At 40.4% G+C, this 16,819-nt stretch carries 16 protein-coding genes; 4 read left to right on the forward strand and 12 right to left on the reverse strand.

Translation table 11 applies throughout. The annotated features are described in order from the left end of the window. The 12 genes from SULAR_RS10125 to rdgB all read right to left on the reverse strand — a co-directional run bounded on the left by SULAR_RS10125 (position 1) and on the right by rdgB (position 12,300). Positions 1-357 carry a cytochrome C oxidase subunit IV family protein gene (locus SULAR_RS10125; RefSeq protein WP_008245698.1) on the reverse strand — a complete coding sequence of 119 codons (357 nt, stop codon included), beginning with the start codon at positions 355-357 and terminating at the stop codon, positions 1-3. Continuing rightward, positions 344-1,072 (reverse strand): cytochrome c oxidase subunit 3, encoded by a 729-nt coding sequence (locus SULAR_RS10130; protein ID WP_008245704.1) that lies wholly within the window; start codon positions 1,070-1,072, stop codon positions 344-346. Before SULAR_RS10130 ends, SULAR_RS10125 begins: the two co-directional genes overlap by 14 nt. After that, positions 1,072-2,727, reverse strand: a complete 1,656-nt coding sequence (locus SULAR_RS10135; RefSeq protein WP_008245706.1) for a cbb3-type cytochrome c oxidase subunit I — start codon at positions 2,725-2,727, stop codon at positions 1,072-1,074. The genes SULAR_RS10130 and SULAR_RS10135 overlap by 1 nt, the downstream gene beginning before the upstream one ends. Further along, the gene (locus SULAR_RS10140) at positions 2,720-3,514 is read right to left on the reverse strand and encodes an SCO family protein (protein WP_008245707.1); all 795 of its coding nucleotides are present in this window, start codon (positions 3,512-3,514) and stop codon (positions 2,720-2,722) included. The genes SULAR_RS10135 and SULAR_RS10140 overlap by 8 nt, the downstream gene beginning before the upstream one ends. A 286-nt stretch (positions 3,515-3,800) precedes the next feature. Further along, on the reverse strand, positions 3,801-4,841 hold the full coding sequence (locus SULAR_RS10145; RefSeq protein WP_008245709.1) for a D-alanine--D-alanine ligase: 1,041 nt from the start codon (positions 4,839-4,841) through the stop codon (positions 3,801-3,803). A 9-nt stretch (positions 4,842-4,850) separates the two neighbouring features. Further along, entirely contained in the window at positions 4,851-5,969 is a 1,119-nt protein-coding gene (carA, locus tag SULAR_RS10150; RefSeq protein ID WP_008245711.1) for a glutamine-hydrolyzing carbamoyl-phosphate synthase small subunit, read from the reverse strand. Then, positions 5,969-6,520 (reverse strand): DUF507 family protein, encoded by a 552-nt coding sequence (locus tag SULAR_RS10155; protein WP_008245712.1) that lies wholly within the window; start codon positions 6,518-6,520, stop codon positions 5,969-5,971. Before SULAR_RS10155 ends, carA begins: the two co-directional genes overlap by 1 nt. Positions 6,521-6,532: 12 nt before the next feature. Beyond that, complete coding sequence (locus tag SULAR_RS10160; protein ID WP_008245714.1) at positions 6,533-7,783, reverse strand: adenylosuccinate synthase; 1,251 nt, start codon at positions 7,781-7,783, stop codon at positions 6,533-6,535. Between the two features lie 5 nt (positions 7,784-7,788). Beyond that, positions 7,789-8,634: an ATP phosphoribosyltransferase regulatory subunit gene (locus SULAR_RS10165; protein WP_008245716.1), complete on the reverse strand. Its 846-nt coding sequence runs from the start codon at positions 8,632-8,634 to the stop codon at positions 7,789-7,791. After that, complete coding sequence (locus SULAR_RS10170) at positions 8,635-9,744, reverse strand: alanine--glyoxylate aminotransferase family protein (protein WP_008245723.1); 1,110 nt, start codon at positions 9,742-9,744, stop codon at positions 8,635-8,637. 130 nt (positions 9,745-9,874) lie between these two features. Next, entirely contained in the window at positions 9,875-11,710 is a 1,836-nt protein-coding gene (gene ciaB / locus SULAR_RS10175; protein ID WP_008245724.1) for an invasion protein CiaB, read from the reverse strand. Beyond that, a complete protein-coding gene (rdgB, locus tag SULAR_RS10180) occupies positions 11,707-12,300 on the reverse strand; it encodes an RdgB/HAM1 family non-canonical purine NTP pyrophosphatase (protein ID WP_008245725.1) in 594 nt (197 codons plus the stop codon). Before rdgB ends, ciaB begins: the two co-directional genes overlap by 4 nt. A gap of 153 nt (positions 12,301-12,453) precedes the next feature. Here rdgB and SULAR_RS10185 point away from each other — a divergent pair, with 153 nt between their 5' ends. From SULAR_RS10185 to SULAR_RS10200, 4 genes are all read left to right on the forward strand, one after another. Continuing rightward, positions 12,454-13,785 (forward strand): MFS transporter, encoded by a 1,332-nt coding sequence (locus tag SULAR_RS10185; protein WP_008245726.1) that lies wholly within the window; start codon positions 12,454-12,456, stop codon positions 13,783-13,785. Then, positions 13,785-14,462 (forward strand): hypothetical protein, encoded by a 678-nt coding sequence (locus SULAR_RS10190; protein WP_008245727.1) that lies wholly within the window; start codon positions 13,785-13,787, stop codon positions 14,460-14,462. Before SULAR_RS10185 ends, SULAR_RS10190 begins: the two co-directional genes overlap by 1 nt. Before the next feature lie 234 nt (positions 14,463-14,696). Further along, positions 14,697-16,481 carry a TonB-dependent receptor gene (locus SULAR_RS10195; protein WP_008245728.1) on the forward strand — a complete coding sequence of 595 codons (1,785 nt, stop codon included), beginning with the start codon at positions 14,697-14,699 and terminating at the stop codon, positions 16,479-16,481. A 62-nt stretch (positions 16,482-16,543) separates the two neighbouring features. Continuing rightward, positions 16,544-16,819: response regulator (locus tag SULAR_RS10200; protein WP_188084897.1), on the forward strand; the 276-nt coding region annotated here is incomplete at its 3' end.

A 16,819-nucleotide genomic window follows, 5' to 3' on the forward strand; every position in this document is an offset into this window, starting at 1 on the left:
TTAGTGTACTGCAGGGGCAGTAGCAGTATTTGTAACTTGCGGCGTAATAAAACTTTCAGCCTCAAATTGGAAATTGGCAACATCAATACCAATAACGATAATAAAGAAAACTGCGACCAATGATAATGAAAACCATACCATAGCCCCAATCAGTTTCTCACCTTTTAAGTGCATGTAGTAGATTACAATAAGCCAAGCTTTAGCAACTGCAACAAGCATTTGTGCCAAAAATGTTGATTTTGTCATAAATAAACCTGGTTGTACAAATGTTACTGCTGTCAATAATAATAAACCTATAAGTACTTTGTAATATACTTTTTTCTCTTCCTGATAATTTACTGTATTAGTGGTGCCCATTTGTACCTCCTCCAAAAATCATACTAAAGTCTGACATTTGAATACCGTCAGCTCCGATCATATAGTAGTAAGGGAATACGAATACCCAAATAAGGTGTACGATATCCCAGTATAGTGCGATGTTCCAGTGTAAAATATGATGCTCTGGGCTTACTTTACCTGCATTGATTCTTTTAAGTAACCAAAGCATAAGACCAATACCAATGATAATATGGAATCCGTGAAGTCCAGTCATTGAAAAGTAAAGACCATAGAATAATTTCTGACCAAATGGTAAAGATGATTCAGGTAATAGCTTGTCATGCATCAAGAAAATACCGTGATGATACTCAGCTGTCCATTCGAATCCTTTGATCACCAAGAAAGCAACTGCCAAAATAATAGTTGCCCAGATCATAAGCTTAGCACCTTTCACATCACCTGCTCTCATTCTAAGTAACCCCAGCCCCATTGTAAGTGCAGATACCAGTAGAATCACTGTATTCGTACCACCCAATAGTCTATTTAAAGCTGCAGAAGCATCTAAAAAGTCTTGAGGGTGTAGTGAATTATAGTAAGCAAGTGCAAGGAACATTGCTCCAAACATCATTACTTCTGTAAGCATAAACAGCCAGAAACCTAGTTTCCCGCCGTAAAAATCACCTTGCCAACCTTGTACTTCATGTTGATTCCCATCGCGATCTGTCGCGATCTCAGGTACGTATTCGTGTCCCATTAGTCTATCCTTTGCATCGTTTCATAATTAAATTTAACCACTGGCTCACCATGTTTATACTCATATGGATCAAAATCAACATATGGCACTTTAGAGTGGTTCTCTAGTGGTGGTGGTGATGTTGGTAAGTGCCACTCAAGTGTTGTAGCATTCCATGGATTAGGCGTAGTTGCCTCACCTTTTGTCCAACCTTTAAAGAATACCCAGAACATATAGATCAGACCAGCAATAAAGACAACTGCTCCAACAAATGAGATTTGGTGATAAATTTCAAATTCCGGCAAGTAGTCAAAATAACGTCTTGGCATACCGTAGTAACCAGCGATGAACATTGGGAACCATAGTAGGTTAAATCCGATAAAGTTAAGATAGAAAGCGATTTTTGCTTTTGTTTCGTTATACATTTTACCTGTTACAAGCGGGAACCAGTAGTGCATACCGGCAAACATCAAGAATACAACCCCACCAAGAATTGCGTAATGGAAGTGTGCAACTGTGTAATACGTATCTTGTAAGTGAACGTCCATACCGATCATTGTAATAGTAACACCAGTGATACCACCGATAGCAAATGTGATAATTGTTCCTAGTGCCCAGATCATTGGTGTTGAAAGTACGATCTTACCTTGATACATTGTAGCAACCCAGTCATAGAACTTTACACCTGTTGGAATCGCAACAAAGAAAGTCAGGAATGAGAATACTGTTTTGGCGATATCTGACATACCTGATGTATAAAGGTGGTGACCCCATACAAGATAACCGATACCTGCAATTGATGCTGAAGAAAGAGCGATCGTTCTGTATCCAAATACCTCTTTTCTTGAGAAAGTAGGAATGATTTCAGACATAATACCGAATGCCGGAAGGATCATAAGATAAACAGCCGGGTGAGAGTAGATCCAGAATAAGTGTTGGAACAATACCGGGTCTCCCCCTTTAGCAGGATCAAAGATACCAATACCGAAATATTTTTCCAAAATAGCCAATACAAGCGTAATACCAACAACCGGTGTTGCAAGAAGCTGGATCCATGCTGTTGCGTAGATACCCCATACAAAAAGTGGCATTTTAAAGAAAGTCATACCCGGTGCTCTTAGTCTGTGGATCGTAACAAGGAAGTTAAGTCCAGTAAGAATAGATGCAAAACCAAGAACAAATGCAGCTACAAGCGCCATAATAACGTTTGTTCCTGTATTCATAGAGTATGGTGCATAAAATGTCCAACCTGTATCTGCTACACCTTCACCTATAAATAGTGATGCAAGTGCAATACAACAACCTGCAATGTAAAGCCAGAACGTAAACCAGTTCAATCTTGGGAAAGATACATCTTTCGCACCGATCATCAATGGCATAACAATGTTTCCGAATACCGCAGGGATCCCCGGGATAATAAAGAGGAAGATCATAATTACACCATGTAGTGTGAAGGCCTGGTTGAACGTGTTCCCATCCATATATTGCCCCCCTGGTGCAAACAGTTCAAGTCTCATTGCAAATGCTGTAAATACAGCTACAAAAAAGAATACAAACATAACAGCTGCATACATAATACCAATTCTTTTATGGTCAATAGTAAGCATCCACTGCATGAATGTACTCTTAGGGTGCCCAATGGCACAGTGTGTTTCGTCGAAATAAGTTTTACTCATCTATGTCTCTCCTTTGGTTTAGATGTTCTTCTTGATCTCTTCTTCCTGCCTTGATAAGCCAGATAAAAAAGATAATTGTAATCGTTAATATTACTGTTGCTGCTATCTTCTCCCAGGCAAACACATAGGTTTTGCCTTTTGGATCGTATGCGAAACAATACAGTAATGTTTTAGCTATGGTCGGTCCAACCTTTCCTTGTGCTGACTCCAACACTGCCATTTTCACGTCAAAAGGAAGTTGTTCGATACCGTTAAGGTAACGTGTGATCTTTCCTTCTGGTGAAATGACTATCAATGATGCAGCATGGATCCACTCAACCACACCTGCTTTGGATACTTCCTTTTTATACGTAAATCCAACTTTGTCAGCCAAAATAGCCGAAGAGTTGTTTTCACTGAGTAAAAAGTGCCATGCATCCTTCACGTAGGGTCTGCTCATTGCGTCTAGCATCGTTTTTCTTTTCGCTTTTGCCAATGGTGGTGTTTCATCCGGTGCAAAACTGATAGTCAACACTTTGTAGTCAGTATTTTCAGCCAAGTCAAGTTTAGACAACATTTTTGCCATATCTTCTAGTTGTGGTGTACAGATACCTGCACATCTAAAGTAGTTCAAAGAGATGATCGTTGGTTTCCCATCCATATACTCTTTGAGTGTTCTACTTTTGCCGTCTTCGTCTATAAATGTCAAATCAAGCGGAACGTATTCCCCTAACTTTTCATTTACGCCTAAAGACTCTGCTTGTAGTACAGTTAGAAACAGTAATACAAGCATCACAATTTTTTTCATCTACACTCCCCTGTTTTGTCTATATTTGTAAAAATACGAACAATTCTATGGCACAATCACTTAAATGGCAATGAAAAAATATTGATTAAAGTGTATTTGATTGATAAAAAAGACTTTTAAGTTACAGAAAGTAATTTTTTTAATTATATATAAGATTTTTTAATTTTTTACATTAGATTAAGTAAACTGAATATGGGTAAGGATTATTTTAAGGGAAAGTGTATGCTTTCCCTGATGGATATGATAGAATAAAGAATGGTACTATAACACTTATAGTAAGAAACGTTTAGGCTTTGCCTTTTGCACTTTGGATAGAATGTATGTATTGGTAATCTACTGCTATATTTTGCTCTTTAGGGAGATGTTTTGAAAGTCTCTCTACCAACCCTTCAAAATCTTCGAACAGATAATTCGCCATAGAACCCGGGATAGGGTTGATCTCGTTCAGAAGTACTTCACCCTCAACAACAAAAAAGTCACAACGGATGATACTCCCTCTGAAAAGAGGGTCATAGATCTTTTTGAAACTCTCTTGGATCTTCGCTTTTAGCGCATCTGAAATATCCGCTGCCAAAACTTGAGAATCTCTCGAAAAGTCCATGTATTTTTTTTCAAAATCCAGGAACTCCTCTTTGTGAGGTTCTTCTACGATGGACAGTTCCCAATCATTCGTGTATGTCCCTGCCTGGTTAAACTCTTTCACCCCTTCGATAAAAGGTTCTATGATCACATCGGTGTCAAATTCAAAAGCGACATCAAGCGCATAATCAAGCTCTGAAGCGTCTTTTACAATACTCACACCTATGCTGGAACCCAAACGGACCGGTTTGATAATAATAGGGTATGGCATAGAGATCTTTCTCTCATCATTTTTAGAAAGATATTCGTAGGCTACTGTTTTGACACCTACACTTTCTGCTAGAAATTTCGTATAGAGTTTGTTATAAGAGAGTGCCGAAGCTTCTATTCTAGGGGAAATGAAAGGAATCGTGTAGAATTCCATCAGTGATGCGATCTTCCCATCCTCTCCATCTCTTCCATGGATAAGATTCAGTGCTACATCAAAATCGATACGCTTGCTTCCAAACATACCATCTACTTGGAAACCGCCATTTTTAAGTGTCAATTCTTTGGATTTTTTATATTCACCTGATGAAAAGAGTTTAGAATTGATCTTCTGCGTATCTATGAGATAAAATTTTCTGTCACTGCTTACAAAGATATAGACCAGTGTAGCGTTTTTTAAAACTTTTTTCATTGTAATGGCAGACACAATGCTTATCTCATGTTCATAACTGGATCCACCAAACAATATCGCTATTTTCATCTCTCGTCCTTAAAGCATTTTGGCAAATTCGCCAAAGATATAGGCACTTTCATGCGGTCCAGGGCTAGCTTCTGGGTGATGCTGTACCGACATGGTTGGAGAATCATTGTATTTGAGGCCCTCTATCGTATTGTCAAAAAGGTTTATATGTGTGACAGTCGCAACTTCAGTAATGTTATCAGGTACATTATAGTTGTGGTTTTGTGCCGTGATCTCTACTTTACCCGTTACCACATTACTCACAGGGTGATTTCCACCATGGTGTCCGAACTTCAGTTTATAGGTATCATAACCATGTGAGATAGAAAGTAATTGATGCCCAAGACAGATACCAAAAATCGGTACTTTGCGAGCGATCAGTTTTTTGATCTTCTCATGTTCCTCTGTTAAAATAAGTGGGTCGCCGGGTCCATTGGAAAGGAATACCCCATCACACTCTTTTGCATCGACTTTGTCAATGATCTCTTCGGCTGATATGGAGTTTGGTACAACCGTGACTTCCATACCTGCATGTGTCAATTCATTAAGAATATTTCTTTTAATACCAAAGTCAAGCGCAATGATCTTTTTTGTGGTATTAGGTGCCTCATACTGGAATGTATCTGTATTGTAACGCCCTTCAGGATGGATATAACTCTCTTTTGTACTGACCTGTTCAATGTAATTCACTTCCTCAATACGCGGGGAAGAGTCCAGTACTTTTTTCAGTGCATCCTGATCATGTATCTCAGTAGAAGCTACCATCATCATCGCACCTTCGTCTCTGAGCATTTTTGTCAAAAATCGAGTATCTATCTCAGTAATACCAAGTACATTCTCTCTTTTGAGCAACTCTGACAACGTCTCTTCACATCTAAAGTTAGAAGGTCGATTCTGATAACTGCGTACGATGATCCCTTTACAGTAGGCACCTTTACTCTCCATATCTTGAGCATTGCACCCTACATTACCTATCTCAGGTGTTGTGAATGTCACAAATTGTCCTGCATAAGAAGGGTCTGTCGTGATCTCCTGGTATCCTGTAGTGGATGTATTAAATACGATCTCTCCTACAGACGTACCTTCTGCACCAAAACTTTTTGCTTCAAGCATCAATCCATTTTCAAAATACAAAGATATCTTATTCATTACAGCATACCTCTTTTCGATAGTTCTTCCTGATACAATCTTTCATAGAGCAGTTCATAATCCTGTGAACCAGGGATCACTTCTTTCTCCATACCTTTGATCTTTGTATAAACAATATCATCTATCTCATCATAGGCATCTGCAAAGGTTTTGAAAGATTTAAAGATCACATTCTTCACCTGGTTTTCATTCACTGTATATTCTGCAAGGTAGTTTTCATACAATTCATCCAAGATCAAGTGTGCTAGGTCATTGTATCTGTCATCATAATTCATGATCACACCATGCTCAGGAGCCATTTTCTTTTTGATCATGAAAAAGAGTTGTCTCTCATCAGCATGTTGAAACTCTATCTCATCATAATTCTCTTCTATGATCTTTTTGACTTTTTCATCAAGCGCACGTTCTTTTTCAAGATTTTCATCAATGATCTTTTTGGCTGCAGCCACTACTGCTTCTCTTCCTTTTGGTAGAGTAATAAAAGGTGCATTGGCTAGATCTATCCCGATTTTTGTTGCTACATATCCTGTTTGTTGTGGTTTTAGTCTCATTGCTACCCCTTATTATCGAATTATTGTGTCTTCACGCTCTGGACTTGTCGAGATGATCCCCATCTTTGTTCCGATCATCTCTTCTAGTGCCAAAATATATGATTTGGCTGTTTCAGGCAAGGCATCGAACTCTCTCACACCTTCTGTTTTGTCCCACCCCGGGAAGCTTTTATATACAGGTGTTGCATCATCAAGCTCATACGGTACATAGTCGATCTCTTTGCCATCTACTTCATAAGCCACACATACTTTTACCTCATCAAAACCATCCAGTACATCCAATTTCATCAGTGCTACCTGGTCTACACCATTTACACGTACCGCATGACGCATCGCTACTGCATCGAACCAGCCACATCTTCTCGGACGTCCTGTTGTTGTACCGAACTCATGTCCATTTTTACGAAGCGTGTCACCCTCTGCCCCAAAGTCTTCACTCGGGAAAGGTCCGTTTCCTACTCTTGTACAGTATGCTTTTGCGATACCTGTAACTTTCCCAAGGTCTTTTGGATTAATACCAAGACCAGAACAGGCACCGGCACTTACCGTTGTTGAAGAAGTAACATACGGATACGTTCCATGATCGATATCAAGCATCGTTCCCTGTGCACCCTCAAGAAGTATCTTCTTATCATCATCCATAATTTCCCACATCATTTGGGTGGTATCTGTAATAAAAGGCCCAAGTATGGCTTTATACTCTTCTAGCTCAGCTATAAGTTCTGCCTCAACAGGTGCATCTACACCCATAGCATCAAATACAGGTTTGTTTATACTAAAGAACTCTAAGATTTTAGCTGTAAGCTTTTCAGGATTTAACAGTTCTCCCAGTCTATGCCCTACTCTAGCGATCTTATCCCCATAGGCAGGTCCGATACCTTTACCCGTTGTACCGATGGCTTTGTCACCCTTCAAACGCTCTTTGGCTTGGTCGATCTGTGCATGGTAAGGCAAAAGTACATGTGCTTTGTCTGAAAGGAAAAGTCTTCCTTCCAGGTTATCAAACTGCTTCATCTCTTTAATAAAATCTTTTGGAGAGAGTACCACACCGTTCCCTACAATATTTTTCGCTTTGGGATTAAGTACACCGGAAGGAATAAGATGAAGCGCATACTTCTTGTCACCTATGACGATCGTATGCCCGGCATTATGGCCACCTGCAAAACGACATACATAGTCATGTGTCTGTGCCATATGGTCTACGATCTTTCCTTTTCCTTCATCCCCCCACTGGAGACCTACGATCAAATCTGCTTTACTCATCTACCTTATCCTCTGTTCATTTTATTACTGATACACTCATCTGTATAGAGTGCAAATCCTGCTGCTTCTACACCGTCTATGGTGTATATCCCGCCCATTGCCAAAAGACTGTTGTCTTCAAACATTCTGAATGTCAAAGAGTCATAGTATCTCATCTTCGCATAGAAGAGTGGAGAGATAACCATGTTGCTGTACGCTACGTTATCTGTGGCTTCTTTGATCTTTTCAAGTTCCGCTTTGATGTCATCAGGGAACGGGCTCAGATCTTCAAGGTCACTGACCGCATTGATTCTTACAAGCTGTTCGATCCAAGGCAGATCTGCCGCCATGATCTGTTCCACATGCATCGATTTTAATACATCTAAAGAGACCCCGTATTTTTCATTTAAAAGATGCGGAATACGAATATTGGCTATCTGCATCACAGGTTCGGATCCTATCTGCTTTAAAAGCGTTGTCGTTGTCTCTGCGATGTCTTTAAAGGTACCATCAATCACTTCTGCCCCGATCTGATACTGCTCTTTTGTCGGGAACGTCACTGTTGGCTGGATATAGAACCACTTTTTTGACTCTGTACTACGCCCCAATCTTTTGGTCACGATACGCACCACATCTGCCGTGGAGTCTGCACGTAACGTGACTTCGTGATTTTCTGCATCATTCAGTCTGACCAAGAGCTTTTGGTCTTCGAAACATTCATGCTGGTGGTAAGAGAAGAGCGGTGTAACGATCTCTTCAAATCCAAGCGTCTCCAATGTTTCACTTGCGATACTCTCTATCTCTCTTTTTATCTTGGCACTTTGTCCAAAATAAAGCCTACTCCCACTAGGGATCTCGTGTTCAAATATCATTTAGTTACTCTTCTCAAAATACGTTTCGTTAAAGACACGGCCTGCCGTACCATCAAACGCTCTTCTACCGAGGTCAGCCAAAGCCATCTCAATAGCATTCACTACCCATGCAGACTCATAGACAGGGATAAGACCCATTTGGTTGATACGGAATATCTTACCTTTGAGGTGGTCTTGCCCACCTGCCATATTTACACCATACTTTGTTTTGAGTAGTTTACGTATAGGTTCAGCATCTTCATCGAACACTGTACTCATAGATGGTGCCGGTGTTTGAGGATACATGGAAAAACCTATCGCTTCCAGTGCTGCCTGTGTTGCACATGCTCTTGCTGCTGTATTTGCATATAAAGCATCGACACCCTCTTCCTCGATCGCATCGAAGATAGCATTGAGCCCTATGATCAGTGTTGTTGCAGCCGTATATGCTGTCGTGTTCTGCTGCTGTTTTTTGATCTCTGAAGCAAGGTTGAAGTAGTAGTCTTCCCCTTTACCTATCTTCTCTACAGCTGCCTGTGAAAGACCGATCATCGCAAGTCCAGGAGGGAGCATCAACGCTTTTTGGCTTCCTGTCACCAATGCATCGATATTCGAGATATCAATACGCTCTACACCTACCGCCGTGATACCATCTGCTACGATCATAATATCAGGGTTGATCTCTTTGGCTCTTTTCGCAATCGCTTCTACAGGATGGCGAAGTCCGCCGGCACTTTCACACACCTGTATAAAGATCGCATCGATATCCGCATTCTCATTCAAAGCATTCTCAACATCGGCAACTGAACAAGGGGTATTCCACTCATAGCTGAGCTCCACTTTGTCTCTTCCCATTGCATCAGCGATCTTCCCGAAACGCTCACCAAACTTACCGGCATTTACCGTCAAAGCCTTGCTCTTACACAGGTTTAACATACATGCTTGCATTGCACCTGTGCCTGAAGAGGCTATCATCACACACTCATCCATCCCAAGAAGTTTTAAAAGTCGTTCACGGGCTTCTTTAAAAATAGCTTCAAATTCTGGTGTTCTATGGTGTATCGTAGGTGTTGCCATAGCTTGGCGTACAGACTCCGGTACTGGTGTAGGTCCTGGGGTAAAAAGTAGCATAAGTATCCTCGTTTTCACCGTTCTAATGACGGCATAGTTACGTGGATTATATCCAAAATGAGGTTAGAGAATGGTGAAGGAAAATAATTAAATAATGGCAGAAGAGTAGGAACTCCCTGCTGCTGAGTTCTTAGGAAAGTGTAATCGTTTGCTGACCTATCTCTTTATATCTTGCATAATAGTGTTCAACAAATGATCTTATCTCCTCTTTTACCGGTAGATATACACCATTTTCTTTACGCGCATACGTATTCAAATAGAGCGTTGCATCTACTTTTGAAAGATAGTTTTCTGCTAAAGTTCTATAGGCATTTTGATAGGATTCTTTCATCTTGTCATACTTGCTGTAGTCGATACGTATCTCTCCGTCATAGGTAATAACACCTGAGCTGAAAAGGATATCAAGATGGATCAATCCTTCACAATAATAGGGTAAAACTTCACCGACCTCACGCCAGGCCATAAGGCCCACTGCCCGTGAAACCACATCGTCTACAATGTGTGTTTTCAGCGCTTCACGCTCATTAGAGAAAAATGCCATCAGTCCGCCTGCCGTAGCTTTGAACTCTTCGATATTTTTAAACTGTCCCGAGCGGTTCATCTTTTTTTCCGTCTCTTCATCTATCCAAAGGATGTGACCGTACTCATGTCCTACTGTAGAGATATCGTAGATCTCTTGCCAAAGGTCAGGATCCGTATCTATAAGTTCTCTTTGTTTCTTCACAAAATCTTCACCCATAGTTTCGACTGAAAGTTTCATAATGGGTTTGGATTTTTTGGACTCCATGACAAAATCGGCATAGGCAAAGATCTTTTTCCCAAGTTCTGTTGAAACCTGTTCATCATTCGGTACGACCTGTGCCGAGAAAAGACCGTTGAACTCTGCTCCATAGTAAAGGACAGGTTGACCTATATAAAGCTGGGTTTCATCCACCTGTAAAAGATTCTTACTCATCGTATGCAAGGCTTCTTTACCAAAGTTTTTTGCCATTTCATAGGCAAAAAGTTTAATGTTGTTACGTGTACTTGAACCCTCTTGCAATTTGGGATTGACAATACGCAGATCCCATTCCAGAGCCACAGCTTTTCTGTAATGATCTTCATAATACTCTAAGGGATGCCCTACCTGCAATGGTGTCGTTATAGCCATCCAACGTCTATCAACATCTGCCCATTTACCTATGAGTTCATCGGTTTTCGTATGTGTAAAAGCCACTTTAAGCGCCGTAAAATAGGCGATCCATTCTGATTTTTGATCAAAAACATCATCTTTATGTTGGTTCAAAAGAGCAATGAGCTGTTCAAGTGCTGTAGTCACTTGTGCCACCTCTTCAGAAAATGCTTCCGCATAAGCAATGCTTTTATACCCAGTGTCCTCTTTTTTAAGTACAGAGTAAGATCTGTCTCCTATATATCCGCTCTCGTCTCTGTCTAACAGAGACTCATTCTGAAGCATCTCAAAGACTTTTGCATCATCACCGTGAAACATCTCACTGAGCTCAAGGTTCACAGAGTAAAGAATATGATCTGTCCAGTGGCTTTGCCAGACGCTCATAGCAAGACCAACATGATGTACACCCAACATCAACGCACGATAAAAGGGTGTAAGAAGCTGCTTCTCCTCTACCCATGCAATGAAATTTTCATGCCGGTTTATGTGCATCGTACTCGTAAATCCATAGGCCAACTCTTTTTTCACTGCTATCTCTTCTTTAGAACAGCCCTGCTTCTCCAACACTTGTTCCAGCGCATCTTCACGCAGATTCACAAAACGCGTAAGCGCTGCCATTTCAGAGTCTTTATTTCTCGGTAATCCAAGAAGCGTTAAAAATGCCTCTACGCTCTTATCAGCTTGATCGTGCCCTTTTGTTTCATCCAATAGTTCATAGTATTGGTTGAGATCGGCCTGTCTGCTCTGTAGTTCGTCATAAATGACCTGCAGATCTTCCATAAACTGTTTTTTCATGCTTTACCCTTTAACATTTTTATGATCGGTTTGGCCAACTTCAATGCTTGTGCTCTGTGTGAGATCGCTTTTTTAACACCATCATCCAACTCACCCAAAGTCTTGTCAAATCCTGCAGGAATGAAGATCGGATCATACCCAAACCCTTTGTCGCCCCTTACCTCATCTATGACATCCCCATGCATCCATCCATGCACCACATACTCTCCATATTTGGAGACAATAGCGATCGCTGCCGTATAATATGCCGGTGTAGACTTCAAACCTTTTTCTTTCACCGCTTCTATCAGCTTATATAGGTTCTCTTTGTCTGTGGCACCCTCTCCTGCATAACGTGCGGAGTAAATACCCGGTGCCCCGTCAAGTAGTGGCAGAGAGATACCACTGTCATCAGATATCACTAGATACTCTTCACCCAGTTTTTCATAGATCTTACGTGCTTTAATGAGTGCATTGGCAGCAAATGTATCACCGTCTTCTACGATATCAAATTCACCTAAAAGTTCAGAAAAAGCAACCACTTCATCTTCACACATCTGTTTGAATTCACGTAGTTTTCCTTTGTTCCCTGTCGCTAGAACGATACGCATTTCAGTCTCCTTTTCACAGAGTGAAACCGTGTGGAAATCCCTTCCACTCAGGCTTCCTCTTTTACATAAGATGACAGATCTTCACCTATATCATCTACTCTTAAATATTTCGTTATATAATGAGAGAAATTTTATCTAAATAGAGGTATCACTATGATTAAACAGATCATGCCGCTCAGTCTCATCGTGGGATTGAGGTTTTTTGGACTCTTTATCGTTCTTCCTGTTCTCTCCATCTATGCACTTGACATGGAAGGCGCAACACCTTTCCTTGCAGGTCTTGTCGTAGGGGGTTATGCACTTACACAAGCCGCTTTTCAAGTACCTTTTGGACTGGCAAGTGACAAAATAGGACGTAAAAAGACCCTGCTTTTTGGTCTGATCATCTTCATTATAGGTTCCGTGATCGCTGCAATGAGTGACAATATTTACATGCTTCTTATCGGACGTTTTCTACAGGGTGCAGGCGCCATCGGTTCTGTGGTTTCAGCGATGGTTGCAGACCTGGTTAAAGAGGAGCAGCGTGCCCATGCTATGGCCATCATGGGTGGAACGATCGCGCTTAGCTTTGCCGCAGCGATGATCATTGCACCTGTCGTGGGTGGTCACTGGGGGATAGACAAACTCTTTTGGCTGACTGCGATTCTTTCGGTGATGGCGATAGGTATTTTATTTACAGCCGTGCCTCAACCTCCAAAGATCGTACACAGTTACGAAGAAGAGGAATCCAAGATGCTAGAGGTCTTTAAAGACAGATCTCTGACACGTATGTACATTACGTTTCTTTTCCATTCCTCTATTATGACCATGGCATTTTTTATCATTCCGGTCGTGATGACACAGGGACTCACTGAAGGCGGCTTTGGTTGGGAAAAGTCTGAACTCTGGAAAGTCTATTTCCCTGCGATGATCTTTGGTTTCTTTGCTATGGCACCGGCAGCGATATTTGGAGAGAAGTACGGTAAGGGGAAACAGGTCTTTATGATCTCGGTTTCTGTGATCTTCTTTGGTTTTCTTGCGATGGGATTTGCCAGTGCTGCATGGGTCTTTGTCGTGGGTGTCGTACTTTTCTTCATAGGGTTCAATATGTTTGAGCCTCTCCTACAGAGTTTTGTGGCTAAATTTGCCAAAGTCCACCAAAAAGGTGCGGCACTGGGTGTAGCCAATACTTTTGCCTATGTAGGTATCTTTCTGGGTGGTCTGCTTGCAGGTTGGCTCATGCAGCACTATGACAGAGCAACACTTGCCGTTGTGGTGGCAATCATTTCTGTAGTATGGTTCATTTGGGTAGCGACCATGCCAAACCCAAACAACAGAGGGAATGTCTATCTTTCTCTAGATATTTTTGACCGTGAAAGGGTGGCTTCCCTGAAGAGTCATGAAGCAATTGTAGAGAGTTATGTGAATGAAACAGAGAACATCGCTGTTATCAAATATGAAAAAGACCTCATAGATGAAGATGAGATCAGAGGGATGTTGAGTTAATGCTTACACCACTTATTAAAGAGCTCCAGGAGGCACTTAGACATACGCCTTCGAATATACAGATAAAAGATGCATTACATCTGCTCTTTAATGAGAGTCACTATGGATGTCAAAAAGACTATCCTGTCGCTGTAGTCCATGAAAAAACCAGGATCACCGACCCCTCATCTCTTAAGTTTTTCACACAAAACAACCTGATAGATACAGAGGGTTTTACCCCTGGTGACTATGACGATACGCAGATTGAACAGATTGTTTCACATGCACCTGATTACATCCAAAGGGTCAACTACATCGTTACCCATAGTAAAGCCATTCCTCAACCAACATTTTTCAATAAATTCAAACATGACTACTGGAAAAAAATTCAAAGTGTCAATGGTCTGGAAGCGCTTATCGATGTCACTCTATTGTCTCACGATACGACAGAGTGTGAAGCGGAAGCCTCTTTACGTGCCATCATCCGAAAAAGAAAAGAAGTACATCAGTTAAAAAAACTGACCTTTATCTGGATAGCAGAGACAAAAGGTCAAAGTACATCCATAGAAACCGTACTCAATCATTATTTTAAAGAAGACTATAGTGTTATAAAAAATGCAGAAAAAACCTACTGCATAGGATGGAGCACACCACTGCAAAGTATCAATATGAGATACTTCGTCTGCCCTCCAGAATAACTACCTGTTTTTTCTTCAAATTCTTTGACACAAATGGTGACAGAAAGTACTTTATATCACTCATAACAGGAGCTAAAAACCAAACATAATACAATTAAATATAAACTTATTTGCATGAATGCATTTAACATAATTATCCTACTATCATTTTTAAACACTTTTCTCTGGGCTGAAACCATCACACTTAATCCTATAAACGTTCTAGAAACGGATCTTAGTTTAGGAACAGTCCTAGTGAGTGAAGATGAAGCTAAGGAAACCAATACTATTACACTTCAAGAGAGGCTTGAACGTGATGTCTCTTTTAGTACGCTTGCAGGGGGTAATGTTGAAAAAACGATCTCTTTTAGAGGATTAGATTTTAAAGCGACTGAGTATGTAGAAGATGGCATACCTTTATATCGCAGTGTAAATGGTTTTACCGATCCAAAATTTACGATGACCAATGCAACGCTTCAGATAAATGATGGCTCAGGTACCTCTACCTTAGGTGTTTCTCCAATGGGTGGAGAAGTACAAATCAATGCAACTTTTCCAAAAAAAGCATTTGAGAGTACTCTGTATACCACTATCTCAAACAATGATGAATATTATCATGCTTCTGTTGGAAGTCTTGAAGACAACGTCTATTTTCAGGCAGATACCAGCTACTATCACAGATCCGACTTTACACTTTCCAATGATTTTGTTCCTACTTCTCTTCAAGTGACAAAAAAACGTGTCAACAGTGATAACGATCAGAAAAACATCTCTGTAAAAAGCGGTGTTTACCTCGATGATGAAATCCATCTTGCCGCAAAAGCGAGTCTGACCAGGGCAGAATATGGCATACCGCCAAATGTATATACAAACATAACTGATCCAAATGCTATTGTGGTATGGGATGCTTACACCCGCATAGACCGTAAGGATCTGAACAGTTTCTACCTCTATGGTGATTATGATACAGAGGATCTACAGTTAAGTATCCGTGCTTATTATGATGATTATGAAGATATCTTTAAAGTCTATCATGCCCCTGAGTACCGATCACACTTACCGGTGGTCACTTATGATGATGCGCGTTTGGGAACTGTGTTTAAAGCTATCAAAACCCAGAATGATCATAGTAGTACCTTCATTTTTCAAGCAGAAGAGAATGAACATGTTAGAAGAGGTGGAGGATGGGATACTGCAGAGTATCAAGCTGATACTTTTAAACTAAGTTTACTACACTTATGGAAGTTAAATAGTGCATGGCAAGTTGAAGGTGGGATGTCTGCTACATTAATGAATTCAAAAGAGGCTGCAGAGGCAAATGCCATACAATCACCTGAAAATAAAAAAACATTTGATGCACTACTGAAAGCAACATATACAGATGAACAGCATACGGTCTATGGTAGTATCGCAAAAAAGAGCCGTATGCCAGCGATGTCTGAAATGTTCACTTTTTTTCCCTGGGACAATGCAAATCCTGATCTAAAGCCAGAAAAAAGCATGCAGTACACCCTTGGTTACAAACGTAACTTTACAGAAAAAACACTTCTCAACCTATCACTCTATTACTATGATATAAAAGATCTTATCATATATCGTACTAAGACGTATATCAATCGTGAAGAGGCAGAGAATTATGGTGCAGAACTGCGTTTAGAGAGTACCTACTTTGATAAACACCTGTTGAGTGCTTCTTATGCATATACCCATGCCTGTGACAGTGAAGGTGAAGCGTTGGAATTCATCCCTTTGCATCAACTCAAAATAGAAGATAGCCTAGACATCACCAAAAACTTGAAAGTGTACTTAGGGTATCAGTATATAGGGAAAAGATACAGTTCAAACTCAGCTACCTACAGTGATGAACAGATGAAACTCTCTGCTTATCACCTTGTAGATACTCAAATTTCTTATCAACTCTCTAACTCTATGCAGTCCAGAGCTGGTATAAAGAATCTTTTTGATGAAGCCTATGAATGGAGATATGGCTATCCATCAGAAGGACGTTCCTATTATCTCTCTTTGGAATGGAAACTATGATCTGTAGCATCTAATGTGACATAGATGTGACATGATTTATACTATACTATCGCATGAAAGTTTTGATAATAGAAGATGATACCCAACTAAACACTGCCATAAGTGAATTTTGTAGGATCAAAGCATGGGATGTCGTAAGTAATAAAGATGGGTTAGATGCCATTTATACAATAGACAGTGAAGATTTTGACCTCTATATTATTGATATCAATATCCCTCGTATTAATGGGTTGGATCTACTTAAGCACATTAGAAAAACGGATCTAGATACTCCTGTCATCATCATTACTGCTTCTTTAGAGATACAAAATTTTGCCTCGGCGTTTGAAAATGGGTGC

Source organism: Sulfurovum sp. AR (genome assembly GCF_000296775.1).
GTDB classification, from domain to species: Bacteria; Campylobacterota; Campylobacteria; order Campylobacterales; family Sulfurovaceae; genus Sulfurovum; species Sulfurovum xiamenensis.

Excerpts from the sequence above, each read along its gene's own strand:
- SULAR_RS10125 (WP_008245698.1), bottom strand. The coding sequence starts at position 357 with ATGGGCACCACTAATACAGTAAATTATCAGGAAGAGAAAAAAGTATAT.
- SULAR_RS10130 (WP_008245704.1), bottom strand. The coding sequence starts at position 1,072 with ATGGGACACGAATACGTACCTGAGATCGCGACAGATCGCGATGGGAAT.
- SULAR_RS10135 (WP_008245706.1), bottom strand. The coding sequence starts at position 2,727 with ATGAGTAAAACTTATTTCGACGAAACACACTGTGCCATTGGGCACCCT.
- SULAR_RS10140 (WP_008245707.1), bottom strand. The coding sequence starts at position 3,514 with ATGAAAAAAATTGTGATGCTTGTATTACTGTTTCTAACTGTACTACAA.
- SULAR_RS10145 (WP_008245709.1), bottom strand. The coding sequence starts at position 4,841 with ATGAAAATAGCGATATTGTTTGGTGGATCCAGTTATGAACATGAGATA.
- carA (WP_008245711.1), bottom strand. The coding sequence starts at position 5,969 with ATGAATAAGATATCTTTGTATTTTGAAAATGGATTGATGCTTGAAGCA.
- SULAR_RS10155 (WP_008245712.1), bottom strand. The coding sequence starts at position 6,520 with ATGAGACTAAAACCACAACAAACAGGATATGTAGCAACAAAAATCGGG.
- SULAR_RS10160 (WP_008245714.1), bottom strand. The coding sequence starts at position 7,783 with ATGAGTAAAGCAGATTTGATCGTAGGTCTCCAGTGGGGGGATGAAGGA.
- SULAR_RS10165 (WP_008245716.1), bottom strand. The coding sequence starts at position 8,634 with ATGATATTTGAACACGAGATCCCTAGTGGGAGTAGGCTTTATTTTGGA.
- SULAR_RS10170 (WP_008245723.1), bottom strand. The coding sequence starts at position 9,744 with ATGCTACTTTTTACCCCAGGACCTACACCAGTACCGGAGTCTGTACGC.
- ciaB (WP_008245724.1), bottom strand. The coding sequence starts at position 11,710 with ATGAAAAAACAGTTTATGGAAGATCTGCAGGTCATTTATGACGAACTA.
- rdgB (WP_008245725.1), bottom strand. The coding sequence starts at position 12,300 with ATGCGTATCGTTCTAGCGACAGGGAACAAAGGAAAACTACGTGAATTC.
- SULAR_RS10185 (WP_008245726.1), top strand. The coding sequence starts at position 12,454 with ATGATTAAACAGATCATGCCGCTCAGTCTCATCGTGGGATTGAGGTTT.
- SULAR_RS10190 (WP_008245727.1), top strand. The coding sequence starts at position 13,785 with ATGCTTACACCACTTATTAAAGAGCTCCAGGAGGCACTTAGACATACG.